General features: G+C 67.2%; 21 protein-coding genes and 1 tRNA gene. 13 read left to right on the top strand and 9 right to left on the bottom strand.

Features of this window, described 5'->3' with window-relative positions:
- Positions 1 to 64: 64 nt before the first annotated feature.
- The 10 genes from SJY26_RS13825 (at position 65) to rplL (ending at position 6,855) form a co-directional block, all read left to right on the top strand.
- On the top strand, positions 65 to 238 hold the full coding sequence (locus SJY26_RS13825) for a hypothetical protein (protein ID WP_396593586.1): 174 nt from the start codon (positions 65 to 67) through the stop codon (positions 236 to 238).
- 52 nt (positions 239 to 290) lie between these two features.
- Positions 291 to 1,625: a hemolysin family protein gene (locus SJY26_RS13820; protein ID WP_396593585.1), complete on the top strand. Its 1,335-nt coding sequence runs from the start codon at positions 291 to 293 to the stop codon at positions 1,623 to 1,625.
- A 229-nt stretch (positions 1,626 to 1,854) separates the two neighbouring features.
- Positions 1,855 to 1,930, top strand: a tRNA-Trp gene (locus SJY26_RS13815).
- Positions 1,931 to 2,008: 78 nt separating this feature from the next.
- The gene (gene secE, locus SJY26_RS13810; protein ID WP_396593584.1) at positions 2,009 to 2,323 is read left to right on the top strand and encodes a preprotein translocase subunit SecE; all 315 of its coding nucleotides are present in this window, start codon (positions 2,009 to 2,011) and stop codon (positions 2,321 to 2,323) included.
- 19 nt (positions 2,324 to 2,342) lie between these two features.
- Positions 2,343 to 2,924 (top strand): transcription termination/antitermination protein NusG, encoded by a 582-nt coding sequence (gene nusG / locus SJY26_RS13805; protein ID WP_396593583.1) that lies wholly within the window; start codon positions 2,343 to 2,345, stop codon positions 2,922 to 2,924.
- Between the two features lie 319 nt (positions 2,925 to 3,243).
- Positions 3,244 to 3,675, top strand: a complete 432-nt coding sequence (rplK, locus tag SJY26_RS13800; protein ID WP_013269214.1) for a 50S ribosomal protein L11 — start codon at positions 3,244 to 3,246, stop codon at positions 3,673 to 3,675.
- A 2-nt stretch (positions 3,676 to 3,677) separates the two neighbouring features.
- Positions 3,678 to 4,367: a 50S ribosomal protein L1 gene (gene rplA, locus SJY26_RS13795; RefSeq protein WP_396593582.1), complete on the top strand. Its 690-nt coding sequence runs from the start codon at positions 3,678 to 3,680 to the stop codon at positions 4,365 to 4,367.
- A gap of 87 nt (positions 4,368 to 4,454) precedes the next feature.
- The gene (locus SJY26_RS13790; RefSeq protein WP_396593581.1) at positions 4,455 to 5,561 is read left to right on the top strand and encodes an AI-2E family transporter; all 1,107 of its coding nucleotides are present in this window, start codon (positions 4,455 to 4,457) and stop codon (positions 5,559 to 5,561) included.
- Positions 5,562 to 5,887: 326 nt separating this feature from the next.
- Entirely contained in the window at positions 5,888 to 6,403 is a 516-nt protein-coding gene (rplJ, locus tag SJY26_RS13785) for a 50S ribosomal protein L10 (protein WP_396593580.1), read from the top strand.
- 65 nt (positions 6,404 to 6,468) lie between these two features.
- Complete coding sequence (gene rplL, locus SJY26_RS13780; RefSeq protein WP_396593579.1) at positions 6,469 to 6,855, top strand: 50S ribosomal protein L7/L12; 387 nt, start codon at positions 6,469 to 6,471, stop codon at positions 6,853 to 6,855.
- Between the two features lie 86 nt (positions 6,856 to 6,941).
- Here rplL and SJY26_RS13775 read toward each other — a convergent pair whose 3' ends face one another.
- Positions 6,942 to 7,853 (bottom strand): alpha/beta hydrolase family esterase, encoded by a 912-nt coding sequence (locus SJY26_RS13775; RefSeq protein WP_396593578.1) that lies wholly within the window; start codon positions 7,851 to 7,853, stop codon positions 6,942 to 6,944.
- A gap of 138 nt (positions 7,854 to 7,991) precedes the next feature.
- Here SJY26_RS13775 and SJY26_RS13770 point away from each other — a divergent pair, with 138 nt between their 5' ends.
- A complete protein-coding gene (locus SJY26_RS13770; protein ID WP_396593577.1) occupies positions 7,992 to 8,672 on the top strand; it encodes a type 1 glutamine amidotransferase domain-containing protein in 681 nt (226 codons plus the stop codon).
- Positions 8,673 to 8,721: 49 nt separating this feature from the next.
- Here the strand turns inward: SJY26_RS13770 and SJY26_RS13765 are convergent, their stop codons facing one another.
- From SJY26_RS13765 to SJY26_RS13745, 5 genes are all read right to left on the bottom strand, one after another.
- Complete coding sequence (locus SJY26_RS13765) at positions 8,722 to 10,080, bottom strand: serine hydrolase (protein ID WP_396593576.1); 1,359 nt, start codon at positions 10,078 to 10,080, stop codon at positions 8,722 to 8,724.
- Between the two features lie 110 nt (positions 10,081 to 10,190).
- Entirely contained in the window at positions 10,191 to 12,152 is a 1,962-nt protein-coding gene (locus tag SJY26_RS13760; RefSeq protein ID WP_396593575.1) for a M61 family metallopeptidase, read from the bottom strand.
- A gap of 758 nt (positions 12,153 to 12,910) precedes the next feature.
- Positions 12,911 to 13,450: an FKBP-type peptidyl-prolyl cis-trans isomerase gene (locus SJY26_RS13755; protein ID WP_396593574.1), complete on the bottom strand. Its 540-nt coding sequence runs from the start codon at positions 13,448 to 13,450 to the stop codon at positions 12,911 to 12,913.
- Positions 13,451 to 13,482: 32 nt separating this feature from the next.
- Complete coding sequence (locus SJY26_RS13750) at positions 13,483 to 14,709, bottom strand: RNA polymerase sigma factor (RefSeq protein ID WP_396593573.1); 1,227 nt, start codon at positions 14,707 to 14,709, stop codon at positions 13,483 to 13,485.
- 10 nt (positions 14,710 to 14,719) lie between these two features.
- Entirely contained in the window at positions 14,720 to 15,085 is a 366-nt protein-coding gene (locus SJY26_RS13745; protein ID WP_396593572.1) for a YciI family protein, read from the bottom strand.
- A gap of 414 nt (positions 15,086 to 15,499) precedes the next feature.
- Between SJY26_RS13745 and rpoB the strand changes: the two genes are divergently transcribed.
- Entirely contained in the window at positions 15,500 to 19,615 is a 4,116-nt protein-coding gene (rpoB, locus tag SJY26_RS13740) for a DNA-directed RNA polymerase subunit beta (RefSeq protein WP_396593571.1), read from the top strand.
- Between the two features lie 100 nt (positions 19,616 to 19,715).
- The gene (gene rpoC, locus SJY26_RS13735; RefSeq protein ID WP_396593570.1) at positions 19,716 to 23,909 is read left to right on the top strand and encodes a DNA-directed RNA polymerase subunit beta'; all 4,194 of its coding nucleotides are present in this window, start codon (positions 19,716 to 19,718) and stop codon (positions 23,907 to 23,909) included.
- Between the two features lie 65 nt (positions 23,910 to 23,974).
- Here rpoC and SJY26_RS13730 read toward each other — a convergent pair whose 3' ends face one another.
- The 3 genes from SJY26_RS13730 to SJY26_RS13720 form a co-directional block, all read right to left on the bottom strand.
- Positions 23,975 to 24,745 (bottom strand): hypothetical protein, encoded by a 771-nt coding sequence (locus SJY26_RS13730; protein ID WP_396593569.1) that lies wholly within the window; start codon positions 24,743 to 24,745, stop codon positions 23,975 to 23,977.
- Between the two features lie 124 nt (positions 24,746 to 24,869).
- Entirely contained in the window at positions 24,870 to 25,271 is a 402-nt protein-coding gene (locus SJY26_RS13725) for a DUF5990 family protein (protein WP_396593568.1), read from the bottom strand.
- Positions 25,264 to 25,977: an NUDIX hydrolase gene (locus SJY26_RS13720; protein WP_396593567.1), complete on the bottom strand. Its 714-nt coding sequence runs from the start codon at positions 25,975 to 25,977 to the stop codon at positions 25,264 to 25,266. The genes SJY26_RS13725 and SJY26_RS13720 overlap by 8 nt, the downstream gene beginning before the upstream one ends.
- Positions 25,978 to 25,981 lie beyond the last annotated feature (4 nt).

Raw genomic sequence — 25,981 nt, 5'->3', positions numbered from 1 at the left:
GCGCTTGCAGGACCCTTTCCAGGACGCCTAGTTCTGCATCCTGAGTGTTAGGGATTCGGTAACCATGCGGCGTGCAATGCGGATCGGTCTGTTCATCGGGACCCTGATCGGGGTTTCGGCCTGTGCCGTGCTTCCCGGTGTGGACGTGGCGGGCGCGGCGTCCACGGGCGTGGGAACCGGTCTGACGTTGACACCGGTGCACAAGGAAACCGTGGCGAAGGCGTCGATTCTCCACTAGGATGGTCTGGCGGACGCCGGCAGTCGCGCCGCGCCGGTCTCCTTCCCCCTAGATGTTACTCATCGCCATTGTCGTCGTTCTGCTCCTTGTGGTGCTCAACGGCCTGTTCGCCATGACGGAACTGGCGGTCGTCTCGTCCCGGCGTTCCAAGCTACAAAGCCGGGCAGAGCGGGGAGATCGGGGCGCGAGAGCCGCGCTGAAGCTGTCCGAGGACCCGACCCACTTTCTTTCTGCGGTCCAGGTCGGCATCACCCTGATCGGAATTCTGGCGGGTGCCTATGGTCAGGCGGCGATCGCCGGCGAACTGGACAAGATTCTGACCGCGGCCTTCCCGGCCCTCGACGCCTATACCCAGATCTTCTCCACGGCCCTGGTGGTCATCTGCATCACCTATGTGTCGCTGATCGTCGGCGAGCTGGTGCCCAAGCGGCTGGCCCTGATCTTTCCCGAATCGATTGCCGCCAAGACGGCCGGCCCGATCTCGACGGTCGCCATCGTGCTGCATCCGTTCGTCAGCCTGCTGACGGCGTCCACCTCGGGCATCCTGAAACTGATGGGCGTCAAGGACCGGGACGGCTCGGACGTCACCCAGGAAGAGGTCGAGACCATGATCGCCGAGGGGACGGCGTCCGGCCTGATCGAGCCGGAAGAGCAGACCATGATCGAGGAGATACTGCGTCTGGGGGACCGTCCGATCCGCGTGGCCATGACCCCGAGGCACGAGGTGTTCTGGGTGGCGCTGGACGACAGCGAGGAAACCCTGCGCGAGGAGGTCCGCACCTGTCCCTATTCGCGGATCGTGGTGGCCAAGGAGAACGACGTCGATAATCCGCTGGGCGTGGTCCACAAGAAGGACCTGCTGGACAGTCTGCTGGACAATGGCGAGTTCAATATCGAGAAACACGTCCAGACGCCGGCCTTCATCCCGCAGTCGACCTCGGTGCTGAAGGCGCTGGAGATCCTGAAGGCCTCCAAGGTGCATATGGCCTTTCTGGTCGATGAGTTCGGGGCGTTCGAAGGCGTCGTGACGGCCACCGACCTGCTGGAAATGATCGCCGGTAATTTTGACGAAGGCCACGACGACGCTGACGTCAGCGTCCGCGAGCGCGACGACGGCACATGGCTTGTGGACGGCCAGACCGACCTGGACGAGCTTTCCGACGTGCTGGGCGAGGATTTCGGGGAGCAGGAAGGCTTCCACACGGTCGCCGGTCTGGTGCTTCACCGGCTGTCGCGGGTCCCGGATGAGGGCGAGATCCTGCAGCTGGGCCGGTTCGAGGTCGAGGTCATCGATATGGATGACCGGCGGATCGACAAGCTGCTGTTCAAGCAGGTGATCAAGCCTGAGGACGAGAAGGAAGCCGTCGCGGCGCATCTGGATCACTAGTCCTCACCCGCAGGGGGAGGGGGACCGCCGCGCGCGTGCGCAGGGGTGGAGGGGGCTGGCCCCAGACACCGAATTCGAGGCAGTCCCCCTCCGTCACGATGCGAAGATGCATCGTGCCACCTCCCCCGGTGGGGGAGGATTGGCCTTGAAATGGCCGGCTGCGTGAGGCATAGCCCCCGGTCTGGCGAACCGACGCGCCGAGGGGCGACCCACGGCGCGTAATTTGTCTAGGAGTTTAGCTCAGCTGGTAGAGCACCGGTCTCCAAAACCGGGGGTCGTGGGTTCGAATCCCCCAACTCCTGCCACTTCCCCTGTCCCCGCAGTCCGGGCCTCCCTATCTGCGGGGACAGGATCAAGCGTTCACGAAGAGACCCCAAGAGCCCATGGCCAAGTCCAAGTTCCCCGGCGGCCGTCGTACCGGCAATCCGGCCGCCGGTGCCAAGCCGCAGATGGCGGGCGCGGCCTCGGCCTCGACCGTGGCGGTCGAGCCTGACGCGCCCAAGAAGCGCACCTCGCCGGGCCAGTTCGCCAGCCAGGTTCGCGCGGAGTCCCGCAAGATTGTCTGGCCCAGCCGCAAGGAGACCTGGATCACCTCGGTGATGGTCTTCATCATGGTGCTGCTGGCAGCGGCGTTCTTCTGGATCGTGGACACCGGCCTGGGCATCGCCTCGCGCTTCATCCTCGCCCTCGGCCAATAATCATCAAGGAGACGCGCCCATGACGGATGCAGCGCCCGAAGCCAAAGTCGCCTCGAACCCGAGGCACAAATGGTACATCGTCCACGCCTATTCGAACTTCGAGAAGAAGGTCGCCCAGCACATCCGCGACCAGGCCCGGCAGCGTGATCTGGAGGACTGTTTCTCCGAGATCCTGGTGCCGACCGAGGACGTCGTCGAGATCCGCCGCGGCCGCAAGGTCAATGCCGAGCGCAAATTCTTCCCCGGCTATGTGCTGGTGAAGATGGAGCTGACCGACGACGCCTATCACCTGGTCAAGGACACGCCCAAGGTCACGGGCTTCCTGGGTGCCGCGGGTGGCACCAAGCCGCTGCCGGTCTCCGAGCGTGAGGTCCAGGCCATCATCGGGGCCGTGGAAGAGGGCGTCGAACGTCCCAAGCCCACGATCCGCTTCGACATCGGCGAGACCGTCAAGGTCATCGACGGGCCGTTCGCCAGCTTCGACGGCCAGGTGGAGAGCGTCGACGAGGACGCCGCCCGCCTGCGCGTCGCCGTGTCGATCTTCGGCCGGCCGACGCCGGTGGATCTGGAATACAGCCAGGTCGAGAAGAGCGCGGCTTAAGGCACATCACCTCCCCATTCGCGAAGGCGAATGGGGAGGAACGATCGCGAAGCGATCAGGAGGGGGCGACCGGGTGATGCCGGGAGCCCCTTTTTCAATTCACTTGTTCCAGACCCGGTCGCCCCCGCCTGGTCGACCAAGGGCTCGACCTGTCCTCCCCGTCGCCCTTCGGCGATGGGGAGGTGACTTCACCCTGCGGCTCTGCTACACGCGCGCCTCCCGTGGCTCCGGCCCCGGGACAAATCCGTGGGAGGCCGCCATGCCGCACCACGGCTCACCGGTCCCGACCTAGCGTCGGGGTCATTCACAGGAGAGACCAATGGCCAAGAAGATTCTGGGCTATATCAAGCTGCAGGTGCCGGCCGGTTCGGCCACGCCTTCGCCGCCGATCGGGCCCGCACTGGGTCAGCGCGGCGTGAACATCATGGGCTTCGTCAAGGAGTTCAACGCGCGGACCGAGAAGGAAGTGAAAGGCACGCCCCTGCCGACCGTGATTACAGTCTATCAGGACAAGAGCTTCACCTTCGTCACCAAGACCCCGCCGGCCACCCACTACATCAAGCAGGCCGTGGGCATCACCTCGGGCGCCAAGCTCACCGGCCGTGAAACGGTCGGTTCGATCACCCGCACCCAGCTGCGCGAGATCGCCGAGAAGAAGATGAAGGACCTCAACGCCAACGATCTGGATGCCGCCGCGCGCATCATCGAAGGTTCCGCCAAGGCCATCGGCCTGAACATCGTGGAGCGCTGATCATGAGCAAGCCATCCAAGCGTATGAAGGCGTTCACCGCCGACACCCAGGCCCTGATGACCGTCTCCGACGCCATCGCGGCCGTGAAGGCCAATGCCTCGGCCAAGTTCGACGAGTTGATCGAGATCGCCGTCAACCTGGGCGTTGATCCCCGTCACGCCGACCAGCAGGTCCGTGGCGTCGTCAACCTGCCGTCCGGCACGGGCCGTGACGTTCGCGTCGCCGTCTTCGCCAAGGACGCCAAGGCCGCCGAGGCCCTGGCCGCCGGGGCCGACGTCGTGGGTGCCGAGGATCTGTACGAGAAGATCAACGGCGGCTTCATGGACTTCGACCGCGTCATCGCGTCCCCGGACATGATGGCCCTGGTCGGTCGTCTGGGTAAGGTGCTGGGCCCGCGCGGCCTGATGCCGAACCCCAAGGTCGGCACCGTGACCCCGAACGTCGCCCAGGCCGTCAAGGACGCCAAGGGCGGTGCGGTCGAGTTCCGCGTCGAGAAAGCCGGTATCGCCCATGGCGGCATCGGCAAGGCCTCCTTCACCCAGGAAGCCCTCGAGGCCAACGTCCGCGCCTATGTCGACGCCCTGCAGAAGGCCCGCCCGACCGGTGCCAAGGGTACCTATGTGAAGCGCATCAGCCTGTCCTCGACGATGGGCCCGGGCATCAAGATCGATCCGGCCTCCATCAGCGCCTGATTGCCTTCGCGATGACCTGAGAAAAGGCGGCCTTCGGGCCGCCTTTTTTGATTCACGGAGCATCCCCGGGATACGCGGAGGGGCCCCGTGCGTTTAGCCGACCGACAGGGCTGTTTTCCGATGAACATCTTCAAGCGTGAGATCCAGACCCCGACCGCCGGCTGGTCGGCCCTCCGGATCGGTTTCGCGGCCTTCTGTCTCGTGGGAGGCTATTTCGCCTTCCAGCTGGTCATCGCCCTGTCCCACCTGTGGCTGATGATGTTCGCGGCCGTGGTCATGGCCGTGGTCATCCGGTCCGTGGCTGATCCCGTGATCCGGGTCACCCGCCTGCCCGCGAGCCTGGTGGTGATCGCGTCCGTTCTGCTGATCGTGGGCCTGATCGTCCTCGCCCTGACCCTGTTCGGATCCGAAATCACGAACCAGGCGGCGGCAATCCTCGCCAGCATCCCCCTCGGCGTCAGCCGGATCGAACAACTGATCCAAGATCAGCCGTTCGCCATTCCGGTGCGGCAGATGACGGTGCAGCTCGGCGCCTATGCGGGCACGGCCCTCGACTGGGCTCAGACCTTCGCCATGGGAATTGCCGCCGCCCTGACCGGTCTGCTGCTTGTCAGCGTGGCCGGCATCTATCTGGCCCTGTCGCCTGTCAAGGCGAGAGAGGGGCTGGTGGTCCTGGTTCCCCGCCAGGGGCGGGCGCGGGCCCGGTACATCCTCGACACTATCGGAGAGGCCCTGAAAGGTTGGCTGCGCGCGCAGCTGATCGCCATGGTCGTCGTCGGCACCGTGTCGGGACTTGGGCTTTGGCTCATTGGCGTGCCGTCGCCCGTCGCCCTCGGCGTTCTGACCGGTCTGCTGAACTTCGTGCCGATTGTCGGGCCGGTCGTGGCGACAATCCCGGCGGTGCTGATGGGAGCCACGGTGGGGTGGGACCAGGCGTTGTTCACCTTGCTGCTGTTCTTCGGCGTGCAGCAGATCGAAAGCATGCTGCTGGTCCCACTGGTGCAGAAGAACGTCGCCAGCCTGCCGATCATCGTGACGGTCTTCTCGGTCGTGGCGTTCGGCTCCCTGCTGGGGCCTCTGGGGGTGGTGCTGTCCGGCCCTTTGGCCCTGACGATCTTCGCGCTGGTGATCCTGATCTACCGTCAGGATATTCTCGGAGACCGTACCATCAAGGCTCCGGGTGAGCCGGACTGAGCCGGGGATCGACAAGGCCGGTTGATTTCCATTCGCGCTGCTGTATAGAGCGCCACTTCCCGTCAAGACCCTGGTCCTGACGGTCCTGTCCGAGAACTTCGGGGCGAGGGGGTCACCCTTGCCGTAAATGCTGGAGAGCCCTCCAGCGCCGTGGGGAGATGGGGACGCGAACGACAGTCGTCGGCCCGGTTTCCGGGATGGACCGACCGTCAGCGCATCCTTCGGACATTGCTACCCGGCCTGAACGCACTGCGGCGACGCATGGCGTGCTCGCCACTCGGCGTCGGGAATAAGCCCGGCGGCGAACCTCAAGACTGGAGACCGCAATGGATCGCGCACAAAAAGCCGAATTGATCGAGTCGCTGAAAGGCGTCTTCGCCGATGCGGGCAGCGTGGTCGTGGCCCACAACCTGGGCCTGACCGTTGCGGAAATGGAAGACCTGCGGGGCCGTCTGCGCACCGCGGGTGGCGCGTTCAAGGTGGTCAAGAACCGCCTGGCGCTGAAGGCGCTCGAGGCGGACGAAGGCAGCGAATACCACGGCCTGTTCAAGGGTCCCGTGGGCATCGCCTATGCCGAGAACCCCGCCACGGCCGCCAAGGTCGCGACCGAGTTCGCCAAGGGCAATGACCGCTTCGTCATCGTCGGTGGCTTCATGGGCGAGACCGTCGTTGATCTGAAGGGCGTGGAGAGCCTCTCCAAGCTGCCGACGCTCGACGAAATCCGCGCCTCGCTGCTCGGCCTGCTCAACGCTCCCGCGACCAAGATCGCCGGCGTCGTGCAAGCTCCGGCTGCCCAGCTGGCCCGGGTGTTCAACGCCTATGCCACCAAGGAAGCCGCGTAAGCGACCTGACTTCCATCTCTGCAATCCCTCTCTAACCAACCCAATCCTCCGAAGGAAAACTGACCATGGCCGACCTGTCCAAGATCGTCGACGACCTGTCCTCGCTGACCGTCCTCGAAGCTGCCGAACTGTCCAAGCTGCTGGAAGAAAAGTGGGGCGTCAGCGCCGCTGCTCCGGTCGCGATGGCAATGCCCGCCGGTGGCGGTGCCGCTGCTCCGGCTGAAGCCGCTGAAGAGCAAACCGAATTCACCGTCGTGCTGGTCAACGGCGGCGACAAGAAGATCAACGTGATCAAGGAAGTCCGTGGCGTGCGGGCCGACCTGGGTCTGAAGGAAGCCAAGGACCTCGTCGAAGGCGCTCCGCAGAACGTCGTCGAGAACGTCTCCAAGCAAGTCGCCGACGAAGTCGCCAAGAAGCTCACGGAAGCCGGTGCCACGGTGCAGGTCAAGTAAGACGAACCAACCTTTCGAGGTTTGTTTCGGGAAAGGCCCGGCGGGAAACCGCCGGGCCTTTTTCATTGGCCTGAGCCCTGTCCGACTCAGCCCTGCGGTCGTGTCCGCCCGGCGAAGAAGGCCCACATGGCCTCGTTGTCCGCGACCCAGCTGTGGCCGCCGCCTACGGTGATCCGGCCGATGACCTCCGCGTCGTCGCGGCAAGCCGCATAGCCTTCGTCATAGACCTGCGGGCTGACCCATTTCGTATCGCGCGGGCCGGTGCAGCCGTTCAACTGCGCCCAGCGCTGCTCGGCCGCATGCATCGTATAGCTCCAGTAGGGGGCTCCGCCGCCCTTGACGGGATTGGTGGTGTCCGCGTCGCCGGCAAAGGCGATGACCGGCATCGGGTGTGAGGGGCGGCAGGTGGCCGGATCGGGCGCGTTGGGGGCATCCTCACGCGGATTCCCGGCCCGCAGGCCCACCACCGGAGCGATCGCCGCGAAGCGGTCGGAGGCGACACAGCCCAGCCAGGAGGTCATTCGCCCCCCGCCCGAAAAGCCGGTGACATAGACCCGGCTGTTATCGACACACCCGTGCGCGGCGAGGTCGTCGATGGTCTGCACGAGGAAGGCGACGTCGTCCGCGTCGTCCGGCCCGGGGACAGCGCCGGTGACGGTCGGCACGCCGGGGACATTCCAGACGAACCCGCGCTCGACCGGGATGCCGGCGTCCGGTGCGATGACGATGAAGCCATGGCGATCCGCGGTCTGGGCCAGCTCCGACGCGGCCATGATCGCAGCTCCGGTGCCTCCGCTGCCATGCAGGACGAAGACAAGCGGCGCGGGCCGGGCACGGTCGAACGTCCGCGGAACATGGAGCTGTGCCGTCCGCCCGTCGGGCCCCAGGGTGATCGTGCGGGTCGCGCCAGGTTCGCCGACGGAGCAGGCGGCCCGGGCACCCGACCCGAAGCCCAGCAGTGCCAGTCCGACTGCCAGTACCCCGATCCACTGTCTCATCGTGCGCCTTTCGATTGCTGATGGAGGCAGGCCTAGACGATTTCCGGGGGAGCGCCATAGGGGGCCTCGACCGGAAATACGAGGTCTGGCGGGATCGGTCCGGGTTCCCATCTGTTTGGCCTGAAATGGAGAGCCTGAATGAACATCCTGATGGTACTGACCTCGCACGACGAACTCGGGGATACGGGCAAGAAGACCGGGTTCTGGCTCGAGGAGTTCGCGGCCCCCTACTATGCGCTGAAGGATGCGGGGGCCGAGATCGTGCTGGCCTCGCCCCGGGGCGGACAGCCGCCGCTGGATCCCAAGAGCGACGAGCCCGACGCCCAGACGGACGACACCCGTCGCTTCAAGGGCGATCCGCAGACCCAGGCCGTGCTCGCCGCGACTGTACCTCTGGCGTCGGTCAAGGCAGCGGATTTCGATGCCGTCTTCTATCCGGGCGGTCACGGGCCCCTGTGGGATCTGGCGACGGACGCGGACTCCATCGCTCTGATCGAGGCCTTTGCCAAGGCGGACAAACCGACCGCCTTCGTCTGCCATGCGCCGGGCGTGCTGAAGTCCGTGAACGGGGCGGACGGCAATCCGCTGGTCAACGGGCGTAAGGTGACCGGCTTCACGAATACGGAAGAGGAGGCCGTCGGTCTGACCGAGGTGGTGCCGTTCCTCGTCGAGAATGTACTGATCGCCAACGGCGGGGACTATTCGAAGGGCCCGGACTGGGGCTCCAATGTGGTCATCGACGGCAAGCTGGTGACCGGGCAGAACCCGGGTTCGTCGCGGGAGGCGGCCGAGGCCCTGCTGGGCTTGCTGAAGGCCTAGACGTTCGGGCCGGGGAGCGATCCCCGGCCGGCATTCGTTTGCGTCTGGACTAGCGTTTGGGCGCAGGCATTTCCCGTCCGCCCTGATGCAGGACGAGGCCGGCCACGGCCCCGGCCGCGTCGCGGGTGAAGACGATCCGGGCGTCGACCACGCGCAGGAAGAAGGCATCGTCGGCTTCCGCGAACAGTTCGAAGGCGGACTGGCCGGTGGCCTGGGCCATCAACTTGCCGTCCACCACCGTGACCGTGATCGCGAAGGTCGGGGCGAGGTCGTAGATGCCTTCATAGGCGCGGAGGGCCTCGGCCGGGACCGCAATGACCTGCCGCTCGTCGGGCAGGGTGACGGTGCCACCGCGGGCCAGGGTCATCAGATCCGTGCCCAGCTTGTCCGCTCCCGGTCCGTTGAGGTTGGCCAGCACGATCACGGTCATGGCGCTGCCGGTGTCGTAAGCCATCGCGGTGTTGAATCCCTCGATGCCACCGCTGTGCTGGATCAGGGCTCCCGTCGCGTTGGGGGTGACGCCGAGGCCCATGGCGTAGCCGTTCCGCTGTGGCGTGGTGAGCGCTGTCAGGGAGGCCGGGCGCAGCAGCCGGCCGCCGAACAGGCCCTGTTCCCATTTCAGCAGGTCATGGGTGGTCGAATAGAGCCCGCCCGCGCCCCCGGGGATGGTCATGTCGACGTAGTCGGCATGGGCGAAGCCGTCGGCGGTTGGCACATAGCCCGAGGCGCGGCGGGGCAGGATGGCGGTGTGGCTGTCATAGCCGCTGTCGGCCATGCCCAGCGGCTGCAACAGGTTGGCGCAGACGAAGGCGGCATAGCCCTGACCGCTGACCCGTTCGATGAGGGCGGTCAGCAGGACGTAGCCCGAGTTGGAATAGGCCCAGCCCTCGCCCGGCTGGAACTCCAGGGGATGGTCCCGGAATCGCGCGATCAGGGCCTCTAGCGTGGCCGGTCGGGTCTTCTGCGCCTCGTAGTCGGGGAAGGCCGTGAAGTTCGGAATGCCGGAGGTGTGGGTCAGCAGGTGACGGACGGTCACCCCGTCCCAGCTGGCAGGGGCCTCGGTGATGTAGGTCTTCAGCGGCGCGTCGAGATCGACCAGGCCGCGCTCGTGGAGCAGCATGACGGCGACCGCCGTGAACTGTTTGGTGATCGAGCCGAGCCGGAATTTGGTGTCGCCGTCATTGGGAATGTTCCATTCCCGGTTGGCCAGGCCGTAGCCCTGGTCCAGCAACACCTGATCGCCCCGCGCGACGAGGACGGACCCGGAGAATTCGTCGCGGGCGGTGCTCTCGCGGGCGATCTGATCCATGCGGCTGACGTCCTGGGCCAGGACGGGGCCGGCGCAGAGCGTAAAGGCACCGAGGACGGAGACGGCAAGACGCGTGCGAAGACGCGAGTGGCTGGACATCGGAAACCCCCTTGAAGCGTAAGGACTACGCCGGAAGGATGAGGCGGCGTGTCCCTTCGCGGGATGCACGCCGCCGCATTATGTTTCGGTAATGCGCGTCCCCCCAGCCGTTATCTCCGCCGCGCCGTCAGGATGTCGCCGATGCGGTCGGGGGTGCCCTCCACGCGTTCGAGGCGCGGGTAGCGCAAGCCGCCGGTGTAGTTGAGATCGACCGTGCGGATGCGCTGGCCGTTCTTGAGGATCAGGCGGATGGGAGCCTCGCCGGATTTGGCGGCGGTGACCGCCTCGCGCAGGACCTCCGGGGTGGCGACCCGGTCGCCGACCGCGACCAGTTCCCAGCCCGCGCCGACGCCGGCCTCGAACAGCGGGCCGCCCCACTGGATGCCGACGATGCGCTGGGTGGGGCCGGCGAGGGCGAAGCCGAGGGAGTAGCGGAAGTCCGAGCCCCAGTTCGAGTGCATCGCCTTTTCGATGGCGTTCGGCTCCTCGACATAGGCGAGGCGGTAGCCGCCCCGCGCGATACCGTCGAGCGGGGCTTCAGCCTCGGGGCCGGCGGCATCAAGACGGCTGCGCAGGAAGGTGGCCCAGTCATAGGGTTCGACCGCGTTCAGGGCGGCGACCACATCGGCGAAGGTGTAGCCGCGGGGCGTCCAGCTGCCGTCCGTGCCTTCCGGCGAGAAGAAGGTGCGGGCGAAGTCGTCCAGCGAGCGGCGGCCGTTCGAGCGCTCGCGGATCAGGGTGTCGGCGTCCAGCCAGACCAGGGCCGCCTCGTCATAGTAGTCACCGGTGCCGCGCATCCACGACGGCCACTGGCCGGGGACGCGGTAGCCCAGCAGATTGTGGTTGTTGGTGTCCTGGAGGTTGCGCCACTGGCGCCCGGCCTGGTTTTCGTAGAAGGCGGCGCGGTCGGCCAGGATGACCAGGGCGTGATCCTTCGAATGCAGGCCGGAGCGGGCGGCCAGGACATCGCCCCAGTATTCGGTCTGGCCCTCATAGACCCACAGCAGGCTGTTTTCGGTCGGGACGTTGTAGTTGGCGGTCAGCTCGTCAGCCGGTCGCATGAACTTGCCGTTCCACGAGTGGGCGTATTCGTGTGGCAAGAGGGCGCGGGAGCCGGCGGATTTGGCCCAGCTGGTGAAATAATCGGGGGCGTGGGTGTTCTCGGACGAGCGGTGATGCTCGAGGCCGATGCCGCCCATCTGGTTGGTCAGGCCCAGCAGGAATTCATACTGGTCGAAATGGCGCGAGCCGAACAGGCGGTCGGCCTGGGTGACCATGGCCTCGTAGTGGCCAAGCTGTTCGGCCGTGGGGGCCAGGTTGGCGGCCTCGTCCGCCACGATGTTCAGGTGCACGTCCTCGCCGGTCGGATCGATATCGATGCGACGGTAGTGCTGGCCGGCGAACATGGGGCTGTCGGCGAGGGTGTAGAGCGAGACGGGGGCGAAAGTGGCGAGGCCGTTCTCGAACGACGTGGTCTCCATGGCCACGCCGTACTGCCAGCCCTGGGGCAGGCGGACTGAGGGGGCGAAGGTGATGCCGGTGGCGGCATAGCCGGCCGGATAGAGCAGGGCTTTCTCGAACTGCAGGTTCATCATCGACGGCGTCATGACCACGCGCCAGTTGGCGTTGTCGGACTGGGTCAGCCATTGGAAGGCGGCCTCGATCTGCGAGACCCCGGCCGGGATGTCGATGTGGAAAGCGTGCGGATCCACCGCATCGCGTCGCCAGTCGATGCGCTGGCCGTTCGCGGTGAGGGTGAGCCCGGCGAGCAGGTGGATCGGGCCGGTCGCGGCGTGATTGCCGGGCAGGTATTTCGGATAGAGCAGGGTCAGGGACCGGCCGGTGACCGGAATGGTCTGGCGCACCGAGACGATGCGGCGGTCCAGATCCGTGGCGTCGACCTCATAGCGGATGATGCCGGGATAGGTCGCGTTGATCGGTGGCGGGATAAGGGGGCTGTCGGGGAAGCCGCCGATGTTCGGCGTCATCGGGCCTGATGTCTGGGCGGCCCCCGGCGAGGCACTCGCGATCAGGAGGGCGGCGAGGCAGGCAGAGGCAGCGAGACGCGACATGGGGCAATCCGGATTCTGGCGGGGCCGGCAGATCACGACGGGGAGGGGGGCAGGTCAAGGGGCGATGACCTGTGGTCATGCGTCATCGCTCCCTGGCCCAGCGGCCGGGAGAGTCGGGGAAGCGTCGGAGCCGTGGGCGATCTCGCCCGGGACCGTGACGGACACCGTCGCCGGTGGCCGCCTGTTGTAGAGTTTCGGCGTGTTCGCCTCGGCTCCGCCCGACCGGTTTTCGCAAGCGCTCGGGGGTAGGACGTCTTGTGTCGGGAACGCCGGGGCCGTTTCCCCGGCGTCTCGGTGCTGCCCGATTGGTCCTCTTTCCGACTCTCAGCCTGCGACAGGCGACGGTGCCCAGTGCACCGCCGGACCCGGGGGTTTCGCCCCCGGCAACCCTGCGATCGGCCCCGCCGCGCGTCCGGGTCCTGGGCCCAGGACACCTTCCCCGTGCGACGGGACACCGGAAGGATACGCGCGGTTGGGGGCGTGTATGGCTGGCGGGGACTTGTTTCGGGACGGGTGTTGAAAGGGTTCGGGAATTCGGCGCCTGCGTTGAACGCAGAAGCGGAATTCCTCAATGATCGTTTCTCCCTCTCCCATGGGGAGAGGGCTTGAGCACACGGCGGCGCAAGCCGTCGTCCTTGTGCGAAAGGGTGAGGGGAGGGAGCCAACCGGTGAGGGCAAAACCCCTCACCCTTTCGGCTGGCGCATCGCTGCGCTCTGCGAGCCTCAAGCCCTCTCCCGCCGGGAGAGGGACCGTAGAGTCAGCCCGCTGGTTTGACGTCCAGCAGTTCGACCTTGAACAGGAGGGTCGAGTTGGGGGGGATCTCGCCGCCGCCGACCCAGCGGTTTCCGTAGGCGAGGTCGGCGGGGATGGCGAAATGGACGGTCTCGCCGACGTGCATGAGGGCGACGCCCTCGGTCCAGCCCTTGATGACGCGGTTCAGCGGGAACTCGGCGGGCTCGCCGCGATCATACGAGCTGTCGAACTTGCGTCCGTCGATGAAGGTGCCCTCGTAGTGCACGCGGACGGTGTCGGTGGCGGTGGGCTGCGGCGCATCCGGATGGGCGCGGCCTTCCCGATGGTACTGAAGGCCCGAGGCCGTGGTGGTCCAGCCGCGCCGGGCCCCGTTCCAGCGGAGATACGCGGCCTGGCCGGCCTCCCAGGTCTGCTGCGGCGTCAGGGGCTCGCGGGCTTCCACCTCGGCGGCGGCCGCGGCCGTTTCGGCATAGGTGACGGGCTCACCGCGCGTGGCGCAGGCGGCGAGGGCGAACAGGGGCGCAAGGGCAAGGAGACGTTTCATGCGGTGACGCTAGCAGGGTCCGCGGCCACTCGCTACGCGTCGAGCGTCTCCCGGCGGCGGCGCAGGAACAGGGCCTCGGCCGGGGACGGCGAGAGGGCGAGGGCGGCGGTGTATTCCTGTCGCGCGTCGGCGGTCCAGCCGAGGCGGGCGAACATCTCGGCCCGGGCGGCGTGGAGCGGGAGCCAGCCGTCGGCCTCGACCGTGAGCAGAGCGTCGAGGGCGGCGGCGGGCCCCTCGACCTCGGCCAGGGCGACGGCCCGGTTGGTGCGGATGACCGGATCGTCGCGCTGCGCGAGCAGGAGATTGTACAGGCCGAGGATGGCGGTCCAGTCGGTGCGTCCGGTCCGGGCGCGGGCGGCGTGGGCCCCGTGGATGGCGGCCTGGAGGGCACGCGGGCCCGGGAGCGTGCCCTGCCGGCGGGAGCAGACGGCCGAGCGGGCCAGAAGGGCCTCCGCCCCGGTGATCAGGGGGGCGTTCCATTCGGCCGGCTCCTGATCGGCGAGGGGGACGAGGGCCCCGTCGGGTCCAAGGCGGGCCGGCCGGCGGGCCTCGGCATAGTGGAAGGTGGCGGCCAGGGCCTGGACCTCGGCATCGTCCGGGACGAGGGCCGCGAGCAGGCCGGACAGGGTCAGCATCTCGGGGGCGAAGGCGGCGTGGGGCCCGGCACCGGCGGCGTCGGCATGGGCCTGGGCATAGGCGACCTCAAGCGTCGACAGCACCGCGTCGATTCGCTCGGGCCAGCGGTCGGGGGTGGGCACCTCATAGGGGACGCCGGCGTCCGCGATCTTGCGTTTCGCCCGGACCAGCCTCTGGGCAAGGGTGGCCTCCGGGATCAGGAAGGCGGTCGCGACCTCGGCCGTGGTGAGGCCGCAGACGGTTCGCAGGGTCAGGGCCGCGCGGGCGTCCGGGCTGACGGCGGGATGGCAGCAGACGAAGATCAGGCGCAGCCGCTCGTCCGGGATGGGCTGGTCCAGGGCCATGACATGGTCCTCAGGCGTCGGTTCGGGCGGTGCCGCGTCGGGTTGCCACGCGGCGGCCGTGGTGCGGCGACGGACGCGGTCCACCGCGACCCGCCGGGCGACGGCGTAGAGCCAGGCGGCCGGGTCGGCGGGGGGCGCATCCCCCCACCGTCCGGCGGCGCGGGCACAGGCCTCGGCGAAGGCCTCCTCGGCCAGGTCGAGGTCGCGGAAGGCGGCGGCGAGGGCGGAGACCACCCGGCCGCCGGCGTCCCGGAACGTCCTGTCGAGGAGACGGCCCACAGGGGGAGGTTCAGCCCTGGGAGGGCGGGGGGAGGAGGGGACGGATCTCGATGGACCCGGTGCCGGCGATCGGGAGCCGTTTCGCCCAGTCGATGGCGGCGTCGAGATCGGGCACATCAATCATATAGAGGCCGCCCAGCTGTTCGCGCGTCTCGGCGAAGGGGCCGTCGTGGATGGTGCGCCCGGCCGGGGTGACGCGGACCGTGGTCGCGGTGGAGACGGACTTCAGGCCGGCACCACCGACGAACACCCCGGCCTGGCCCATCTGCATGCCGTAGTGGGTGTGGGCCTCGAGAATGGCCTTCCAGGCCTGGCCGGCCTCGCCGTCCGGGTAGGATTCGGCTTCGGGCTCATGGATCAGCAGTACATATTGCATCGGTCAGCCTCCGTTTGTGGTCGGGATCGGACGGTCCGATCCTGCATGACGAAGGGGAGACGCGCGAGGGTGGCCGGGATCGACAGGGCGTGTCGATTTTTTCCGTCTCGCGGGCCCTGTGGAGGAAAGTAGGGCGGGGGCCTTTATTTCGCCCGGGAAGCTTGTATATGTCCCGGTTCCGCAACACTCCCCATGAGTCTGCGCGAAAGCGCCGAGGCCCGGTCCGTCGCCCTCCGACCGAGCGAAGGCGTGGCTCCTTCCCCAGGGAGCTTACCAGATTTCAGGCCTCCTGATCCGGAACGGATCGAGGGTGGAGGCCGAAACCGACTGCCACGGGACGCGACCGCTCGCGCTGCCGTGGCTGCTGCATTGTGCGCGAGGCCTTCCCCCGGGGTCCGCGAATGGGAAAACAGAATGACTGACGTCCTGAACGGTCTCACCATCAACGGTCAGATCGCATCGGCCACGACCTTCACCGGCAAGAAGCGCATCCGCAAATCCTTCGGGCGTATCCCCGAGGCGGTGGCGATGCCGAACCTGATCGAGGTTCAGCGCGCCTCCTATGAGCAGTTCCTGCAGCGTGAGGTTCGCCCGAACGTGCGCAAGGAGCAGGGCATCGAGGCGGTGTTCCGCTCGGTCTTCCCGATCAAGGACTTCAACGAACGCGCCGTGCTGGAGTACGTCTCCTACGAGTTCGAGGACCCGAAATACGACGTCGAGGAATGCATCCAGCGCGACATGACCTATGCCGCGCCGCTGAAGGTCAAGCTGCGCCTGATCGTGTTCGAGGCGGACGAGGAAACGGGCGCGCGCTCGGTCAAGGACATCAAGGAGCAGGACGTCTATATGGGGGACATCCCCCTGATGACGGACAAGGGGACCTTCATCGTCAACGGCACCGAGCGGGTGATCGTGTCGCAGATGCACCGCTCGCCGGGCGTCTTCTTCGACCACGACAAGGGCAAGACCCACTCCTCGGGCAAGCTGCTGTTCGCCGCGCGGGTGATCCCGTACCGCGGCTCCTGGCTGGACTTCGAGTTCGACGCCAAGGACGTGGTGTTCGTGCGTATCGACCGTCGCCGCAAGCTGCCGGCGACCACCTTCCTCTATGCGCTCGGCATGGACGGCGAGGAGATCCTGCGGACCTTCTACGAGACCGTGCCCTATGAGAAGCGTGGCGAAGGCTGGGTCACCCCCTACAAGCCCGAGCGCTGGAGGGGCGTGAAGCCCGAGTTCGACCTGATCGACGCCGACACCGGCGAGGTCGTGGCCGCTGCCGGGGCCAAGATCAGCGCCCGCGCCGCCAAGAAGCTGGGCGACACCACCACCTCGCTGTCGCTGGCGGCCGATGCCCTGGTGACCCGCTATCTGGCGGCTGACGCCGTCAACTTCGAAACCGGCGAGATCTATGCCGAGGCCGGCGACGAGCTGGATGCGCCGACCATCGAGCTGCTGGAGTCCAAGGGCTTCACCACCATCGACGTGCTGGACATCGACCACGTCACGGTCGGGGCCTACATCCGCAACACCCTGCGGGTCGACAAGTCGACCGGTCGCGAGGATGCGCTGTTCGACATCTACCGCGTGATGCGTCCCGGTGAGCCGCCGACCCCGGAAGCCGCCGAGGCCATGTTCAACTCGCTGTTCTTCGACAGCGAACGCTACGACCTGTCGGCCGTGGGCCGGGTCAAGATGAACATGCGTCTGGAGACCCCGGAAGTCTCCGACGAGATTCGCGTGCTGCAGAAGGACGACGTCCTGAAGGTGCTGCAGATCCTGGTGGGTCTGAAGGACGGCCGCGGCGAGATCGACGACATCGACAACCTCGGCAACCGCCGGGTGCGTTCGGTGGGCGAGCTGCTGGAGAACCAGTACCGCGTCGGCCTGCTGCGCATGGAGCGCGCCATCAAGGAGCGCATGTCCTCGGTCGATATCGACACGGTCATGCCGCACGACCTGATCAACGCCAAGCCGGCCGCGGCCTCGGTGCGGGAGTTCTTCGGCTCCTCGCAGCTGTCGCAGTTCATGGACCAGACCAATCCGCTGTCCGAGATCACCCACAAGCGTCGCCTGTCGGCGCTTGGACCGGGCGGTCTGACGCGCGAGCGTGCCGGCTTTGAAGTCCGCGACGTGCACCCGACCCACTACGGCCGGATCTGCCCGATCGAAACGCCGGAAGGCCCGAACATCGGCCTGATCAACTCGCTGGCGACCCACGCCCGGGTCAACAAGTACGGCTTCATCGAGAGCCCGTACCGGCGCGTGAAGGACGGCAAGGCCCAGGACGAGGTGGTCTACATCTCGGCCATGGAGGAGTTGAAATACACGATCGCCCAGGCGAACATCGCGCTGAACAACGGCGAGATCGTCGATGACCTGGTTCCGGGCCGGATCAACGGCGAATCCCAGCTGCTGATCAAGGCCGACGTGGACATGATGGACGTGTCGCCGAAACAGGTCGTTTCGGTCGCCGCCGCCCTGATCCCGTTCCTGGAAAACGACGACGCCAACCGGGCCCTGATGGGCGCGAACATGCAGCGTCAGGCCGTGCCTCTGGTGCAGTCCGACGCGCCGCTGGTCGGCACGGGCATGGAAGCGGTCGTGGCCCGGGACTCCGGTGCCGTGGTCGTGGCCCGTCGCGACGGTGTGGTCGAACAGATCGACGGGACCCGGATCGTGGTGCGCGCCACCAACGAACTGGATGCCGGCCGGTCGGGCGTCGACATCTACCGCCTGTCCAAGTTCCAGCGGTCCAACCAGTCGACCTGCATCAACCAGCGCCCGATCGTGCGCGTGGGCGATGAGGTGAAGGTCGGCGACGTGATCGCCGACGGCCCGTCGACGGACCTGGGCGAACTGGCCCTCGGCCGGAACGCGCTGGTCGCCTTCATGCCCTGGAACGGCTACAACTTCGAGGACTCGATCCTGATCTCGGAGCGCATCGTGCGCGACGACGTCTTCACCTCGATCCACCTCGAGGAGTTCGAGGTGATGGCCCGCGATACGAAGCTCGGGCCTGAGGAAATCACCCGCGATATCCCGAACGTCGGCGAGGAAGCCCTGCGCAACCTCGACGAGGCGGGCATTGTGGCCATCGGGGCCGAGGTCCAGCCGGGCGACATCCTGGTCGGCAAGGTCACGCCGAAGGGCGAAAGCCCGATGACCCCGGAAGAGAAGCTGCTCCGCGCCATCTTCGGCGAGAAGGCTTCGGACGTGCGCGACACCTCCCTGCGCCTGCCGCCCGGCGTGGCCGGTACGATCGTCGACGTGCGCGTGTTCAACCGTCACGGCGTCGACAAGGACGAGCGCGCCATGTCGATCGAGCGCGACGAGATCGAACGCCTCGGCAAGGACCGCGACGATGAGCTCGCGATCCTCGAGCGCAACGTCTATGGCCGCCTGAAGCCCCTGGTTCTGGGCAAGAACGCTGTCTCGGGTCCCAAGGGCCTGGGTCGCGGTGAAGTCACCGAAGCCAAGCTGGGCGAGCTGTCGCGCGGCCTGTGGTGGCAGATCGCCCTCGACGACGAGAAGGCGATGGGCGAGCTGGAGCAGATGAAGAAGTCGTTCGAGGATGCCAGGAAGGCCCTTGATCGCCGCTTCGAGGACAAGGTCGAGAAGCTGCAGCGCGGCGACGAACTGCCCCCCGGCGTGATGAAGATGGTCAAGGTGTTCGTGGCGGTGAAGCGCAAGCTTCAGCCCGGGGACAAGATGGCCGGTCGTCACGGCAACAAGGGTGTCATCTCCAAGATCCTGCCGATCGAGGACATGCCGCACCTGGAAGACGGGACCTCGGTCGACGTGGTGCTGAACCCGCTGGGCGTGCCTTCGCGCATGAACATCGGCCAGATCTTCGAGACCCATCTGGGTTGGGCGTCGGCGGGCCTGGGCAAGCAGATCCAGGGTCTGCTGGAAGCCTGGCAGGGCGGCGGCCAGAAGCAGGCGCTGATCGACCATCTGACCGGCATCTACGGCGAGGATACCCCCCTGCCGCAGGACGAGCACGAGCTGGTCGAGCTGGCGCAGAACCTGTCCAAGGGCGTTCCGTTCGCCACCCCGGTGTTCGACGGTGCCCACATCTCGGACATCGAGGACTTGCTGGAGAAGGCGGGTCTGGAGCGTTCGGGTCAGTCGATCGTCTATGACGGCCAGACCGGCGAGCAGTTCAAGCGTCCGGTCACGGTCGGCTACATCTACATGCTGAAGCTGCACCACCTGGTCGACGACAAGATCCACGCCCGTTCGATCGGACCGTACTCGCTGGTCACCCAGCAGCCGCTGGGCGGCAAGGCGCAGTTCGGCGGTCAGCGCTTCGGGGAAATGGAGGTCTGGGCTCTGGAAGCTTACGGCGCCGCCTACACCCTGCAGGAGATGCTGACGGTGAAGTCCGACGACGTGGCCGGCCGGACGAAGGTCTACGAGGCCATCGTGCGTGGCGACGACAGCTTCGAGGCGGGCATTCCCGAGAGCTTCAACGTTCTCATCAAGGAAATGCGTTCGCTGGGTCTGAACGTGGAGCTGGAGAACAGCTGACCGACCGAATGATCCCTCCTCGCCCAAGCGGGGAGGGACGGTCCCTCCGCTCTCTCCATCTTTCGAATTTTACGCGGCCCCCGCCGCAGAAGGAATCAAGATGAACCAGGAAGTCCTGAACATCTTCAATGCGGTCCCGGTCACCCCGACCTTCGACCAGATCAAGATCGCTCTCGCGTCCCCCGAAAAGATCCGTTCGTGGTCCTTCGGGGAGATCAAGAAGCCCGAGACGATCAACTACCGGACGTTCAAGCCCGAGCGTGACGGCCTGTTCTGCGCCCGCATCTTTGGCCCGACGAAGGATTACGAATGCCTGTGCGGCAAGTACAAGCGCATGAAATACAAGGGCATCATCTGCGAGAAGTGCGGCGTGGAGGTCACCCTGGCCCGCGTCCGGCGCGAGCGGATGGGCCACATCGAGCTCGCCTCTCCCGTCGCCCACATCTGGTTCCTGAAGTCCCTGCCGTCGCGCATCTCGCTGATGCTGGACATGGCGCTGAAGGACGTGGAGCGGGTGCTCTACTTCGAGAACTACATCGTCACCGAGCCGGGCCTGACCCCGCTGAAGCAGAACCAGCTGCTGACGGAAGACGAGTTCTATCGCTACCAGGACGAGTTCGGCGATGACGGCTTCACCGCCGAGATCGGTGCCGAGGCCGTGCGCAACCTGCTGATGGGTATCGATCTGCATGCGGAGGCCGAGCGCCACCGTGGCGAACTGGCCGACAGCCCCTCGGAAATGAAGGCCAAGAAGGCCTCCAAGCGCCTGAAGCTGATCGAGGCCTTCCTCGAGAGCGGCAACAAGCCCGAGTGGATGATCCTGACGGTCGTGCCGGTCATTCCGCCGGAACTGCGTCCGCTGGTGCCGCTGGACGGCGGCCGGTTTGCCACGTCCGACCTGAACGACCTGTATCGCCGGGTCATCAACCGGAACAACCGCCTGAAGCGCCTGATCGAGCTGCGCGCGCCCGATATCATCATCCGCAACGAAAAGCGGATGCTGCAGGAATCGGTCGACGCCCTGTTCGACAACGGCCGTCGCGGTCGTGTCATCACGGGCGCCAACAAGCGTCCGCTGAAGTCGCTGGCTGACATGCTGAAGGGCAAGCAGGGCCGCTTCCGCCAGAACCTTCTGGGCAAGCGCGTCGACTATTCGGGCCGTTCGGTCATCGTGGTCGGTCCCGACCTCAAGTTGCACGAGTGCGGCCTGCCCAAGAAGATGGCGCTGGAGCTGTTCAAGCCGTTCATCTATGCGCGCCTGGACGCCAAGGGCCTGTCGGGGACCGTCAAACAGTCCAAGCGCATGGTCGAGCGCGAACAGCCGCAGGTGTGGGACATCCTCGAAGAGGTGATCCGCGAGCACCCGGTGATGCTGAACCGCGCGCCGACGCTTCACCGTCTGGGCATCCAGGCGTTCGAACCCAAGCTGATCGAGGGCAAGGCCATCCAGCTGCACCCGCTGGTCTGCGCCGCGTTCAACGCCGACTTCGACGGCGACCAGATGGCCGTTCACGTCCCGCTGAGCCTCGAGGCCCAGCTGGAAGCGCGCGTCCTGATGATGTCGACCAACAACATCCTGTCGCCCGCCAACGGCAAGCCGATCATCGTGCCGTCGCAGGACATCGTCCTGGGCCTGTACTATCTGTCGCTGGTCAAGGACGGTGAGCCGGGAGAAGGGAAGCTGTTCGCCAACATCGGCGAGATCGATGCGGCGCTGGACGCCGGCGTGGTCACCCTGCACACCCGCATCAAGGCGCGGTGGACCGAGGAAGACGCGCAGGGCACCGAGGTGACCAAGGTCATCGACACGACGCCGGGCCGGATGAAGCTGGGCGCGCTGCTGCCCAAGAACCCGAACGTCGGTTACCGCCTGCTCGAGAAGAACCTGACCAAGAAGGAAATCGGCAACCTGATCGACGTGGTCTATCGCCACTGCGGTCAGAAGGCGACGGTGATCTTTGCCGACCAGATGATGGGTCTGGGCTTCAAGGAAGCGGCGCGCGCCGGGATCTCCTTCGGCAAGGATGACATCGTCATTCCGGCCAAGAAGGTCGAGATCGTCGCCGCCACACGCACCCTGGTCGAGGAATACGAGCAGCAGTACGCCGACGGCCTGATCACCAAGGGCGAAAAGTACAACAAGGTCGTCGACGCCTGGGCCAAGGCCACGGACCGGGTCGCCGACGAGATGATGGGCGAGATCGCGCAGCCGCGCGTTCTGGCTTCCGGCCGGACTGCCGAGATCAACTCGGTCTACATGATGGCCAACTCCGGCGCCCGCGGTTCGCAGGCCCAGATGAAGCAACTCGGCGGGATGCGCGGCCTGATGGCCAAGCCGTCCGGCGAGATCATCGAGACGCCGATCGTGTCGAACTTCAAGGAAGGCCTGACCGTTCTTGAATACTTCAACTCGACCCACGGGGCCCGTAAGGGTCTGGCCGACACCGCGCTGAAGACCGCCAACTCGGGTTATCTGACCCGCCGTCTGGTGGACGTGGCGCAGGACTCGATCGTGACCGAGGACGATTGCGGTTCCACGCGGGGCATCACCCTGCGCGCCGTGGTCGAGGGCGGTGACGTTCTGGTCTCGCTGGGTCAGCGGGTTCTGGGTCGCTACAACGCCGAGGACATCAAGGCTCCGGGCACGGACACCGTCCTGTTCCCGGCCGACACCTATCTGGTGGAGGATGTGGTCGAGGTCATCGACCGCGAGGGCGTCCAGTCGGTCAAGGTCCGTTCGGCCCTGACCTGTGAGGCCGAAGCCGGCATCTGCGGTATGTGCTACGGCCGGGATCTGGCGCGCGGCACCAACGTCAACATCGGCGAGGCGGTCGGGGTCATCGCGGCCCAGTCGATCGGCGAGCCGGGCACCCAGCTGACGATGCGGACCTTCCACATCGGCGGCACGGCCCAGGTGGCGGAAACCTCGTTCTACGAGGCGACCAACGCCGGGACGGTCAAGATCGTGGGCCCGACCGTCACCGGCGCCCACGGCGATCTGGTGTCGATGAGCCGGAACGTCGTCGTCACCGTCATGGTCGATGGCAAGGACCGCGAGAGTTACAAGATCCCCTACGGCGGCCGCCTGCGCGTCAAGGAAGGCTCCGAGGTCAAGAAGAACCAGCGTCTGGCGGAGTGGGACCCCTACACCACCCCGATCATCACCGAGGTGGGCGGCATCGTCCGCTTCGAGGATCTGACCGAGGGTCTGTCGTTCCGCGAGGAGACCGACGAGGCGACGGGCATCGCCCAGCGCGTTGTCATCGACTGGCGCGCCAGCCCCCGCGGTTCGGACCTGCGTCCGGCCATGGGCATCACCTCGAGCGATGCCTATGCCAAGCTGGCCTCGGGCTCCGACGCCCGGTACCTGCTGCCCGTCGGGGCCATCCTGTCGGTCGCCAACGGCGACGAGGTCAAGCCGGGCGAAATCCTGGCCCGTATCCCCACGGAAGGCGCCAAGACGCGGGACATCACCGGCGGTCTGCCGCGGGTGGCCGAGCTGTTCGAGGCCCGTCGTCCCAAGGACTGCGCGGTCATCGCCGAGATGGACGGCCGGGTCGAGTTCGGTCGCGACTACAAGAACAAGCGCCGCATCAAGATCACGCCGGAGCCCAACGCCGATGGCGAACAGGGCGAACCGGTCGAGTTCCTGATCCCCAAGGGCAAACATATCTCCGTCCACGACGGCGATCTGATCCAGAAGGGCGACTACATCATCGACGGCAACCCGGATCCGCACGACCTGCTGCGCATCCAGGGCGTCGAGGCGCTGGCCGAGTACCTCGTCAACGAAGTGCAGGAGGTCTACCGACTGCAGGGCGTGCCGATCAACGACAAGCACATCGAGGTGATCGTTCGCCAGATGCTGCAGAAGGTCGAGATTCTCGACTCGGGTGAAACGACCCTGATCCGTGGCGACACGGTCGAGGTGGCGGAAGCCGTGCTGGAGAACGAGAAGGTCGAGAAGCGTGGCGGCCGGATCGCCACCACCCAGCCCGTCCTGCTGGGCATCACCAAGGCGTCGCTGCAGACCCGCAGCTTCATCTCGGCGGCGTCCTTCCAGGAGACCACCCGCGTCCTCACCGACGCCTCGGTCAACGGCAAGAAGGACACGCTGGAAGGGCTGAAGGAGAACGTCATCGTCGGCCGCCTGATCCCGGCGGGCACGGGGGCCTACCTCCGCAGCCTGCAGAAGGTGGCCAACGAGCGCGACGCCCTGCTGACCTCGACGCGGGAAGCCGCCGTCGAGCCCCTGCCGGCGGAGCTGCAGCTGGAGCTGGCCGAGAGCGAGTGATCGCTGTCGCAGGCTGAAGACTGAAGGGGGCGGTTCCGGCGACGGGGCCGCCCCTTTTCGTTGACCTATTCCTGGCCCGGGATCGGGCGCATCGGTTCGAGATCGTTGGAGCCGAGGCCGGGGTTGGCGACAGTGGTGGCCCCGTGACGAATGGCAGGGTCCAGATGCGCTCCGGCGCAGCCGACGCCGAGGTTCGAGCCGGGGCAGTCGCCCGGGCCGAGGATGCCGACACCACCCGACAGGGGCCGACGCCGCGCCTCGTACTGGGCCAGGGCCCGGGCGCCGTCGCGGGCGAAGCCGGCCTCGCGCCGGGCTTCGGCGGCATTCAGGGTGCGGGGGCCGAGCGGACCGGCGCGGCCGGCGGCCTCATTGAAGCGCTCATCGCACAGGGCCTGTTCGGCGGCGCTGAGCCGTCCGTCCATGACCCGGCAGCCGCCCGTTCCCGTGCGCAGGGACCGGCCGACGGCGGCCGCCATGCCTTCCGGGACCACCGCCCAGGCGCCGGCCGGGGCCGACGGGGTTCCGGGCGGGGCGGGAGCGCCCGGTCGGGGCGCGGGCGCGGACGGACGGTCCTCGTCCTCCTCGTCGCGCCGGGGGATCCGGGGCAGGACGGGAACGGATTCACCGAGGGTCGGAGCGGCCTCGCGGCTCGGTGCGGCGGCCGCGGGAGCGGGCACCCGGGCCGTCTCTCCCGCCAGAAGGGGCCGGGGCTCGATGTCGAGAAACAGGGGCGGGGGCGGTACGACGACCGGCTCCGACCGATCGGAGAACAGGCCGAGGCCGATCGGCGTCAGGACGGCGGCGTGGAACAGCACCGAGAGGGCGAACAGCCCCACGTTTCGTCTGCCCGTCGGCGACAGGACGGGAGGCCGGACGGGGTCGTTCAAGCCGGCGTGTGACACGGATCCTCCCCCTCGGTTGTGTCAAGCTGGCGGTCGACCGTGGCGGGATCAGGGCGGATCAGGCGATGGTGGTCCAAGGCGTCAGCGGCCTGACCGTCGCGCAGGCGGGCAGGCCGGCCCTGTCGCGTCCCGGCAGGGTGGTGGCGATCACGGCCCCGGGCCGCAGAAGGGCGGCGGGAATGTCATGGACATCGATCTTGGCGCGGCGACTGACGACCGGCAGGTCGGCCAGCGCGCCGCCGATGGCGATATAGACGAAGCGGCGGATCTTGCCCTCCCGGCGCACGAAGGTCCCGCCCAGCGTGCCGTCGGGGCGCAGGTCGACGGGCATGTCGAAGGTCAGCGGCCCATCCGTGGCCAGCCGGATGTCGTGCGGCGCGTTCTTCGCGTCCTGTCGCCAGTAGTGCAGGCCAGGGACGGGGTCGGCGATGGTCAGGCGCAGGGTGAGGGGCTCAGGCATGGCTGATCCGGTGGGTACCCCGGTGCATGCGCACGAAGGGCAGGGGACGGTCGTCGTCGTCCAGCCGGGCGGCGACCTCGGTCAGGACGAAGCGCGTGATGGCGGGCAGGTCGAGCGCCCGGGCCTGATCAAGAGGCAGCCAGGCGATCTCGTCCAGTTCGCCCGAACCGGCCGTGGGCACAGGGTCCCGCAGGGCGGAAGCCTCGGCGAGGAAGAAGCGGGCGTCGAACCGGCGGGTGCGGCCGGGCGGGGTGATGGCGCGGGCGACATAGGTGAGGGCGGCGAGATCGGGCAGGGCTCCGGAGGCCCGGAACTCCCGCCACGGGCCGGGGACGGCTGCGGGCGGGGCGGGACGACCGAGGATCAGGCCGGTCTCCTCGAAGGTCTCGCGCACGGCGGTCAGACACAGGGCGCGGGCCCGGCGGGCGGGCATCTCGGCCTCCAGCCGGGCGCGGGTCGAGGGCGGGGGCTCGCTGGCGAAGGCGGCGGTGAAGTCGGCCCGGTCGATGCGGCCCCCGGGGAAGACCCATTTGGCGGCCATGAAGACATGGCCGGGGGCGCGGCGGCCCATCAGGACTTCGGGGTGCCGCCCGCCGCGTACGAGGATCAGGGTGGCGGCGTCCTTCGGCCGCTGACGTGGTCCCGCGGCGCGCGGGGCGTCTGCAAGGTCGCGGGCGGCGTCGAAGGGCGGGGGCGGCGACGGCATTCCC

This window comes from Brevundimonas sp. R86498 (genome assembly GCF_044598075.1).
In the GTDB taxonomy this organism is placed as follows: domain Bacteria; phylum Pseudomonadota; class Alphaproteobacteria; order Caulobacterales; family Caulobacteraceae; genus Brevundimonas.
Note: the sequence above shows the minus strand (reverse complement) of the source record. Positions and strands in the feature narration are given on the sequence as shown.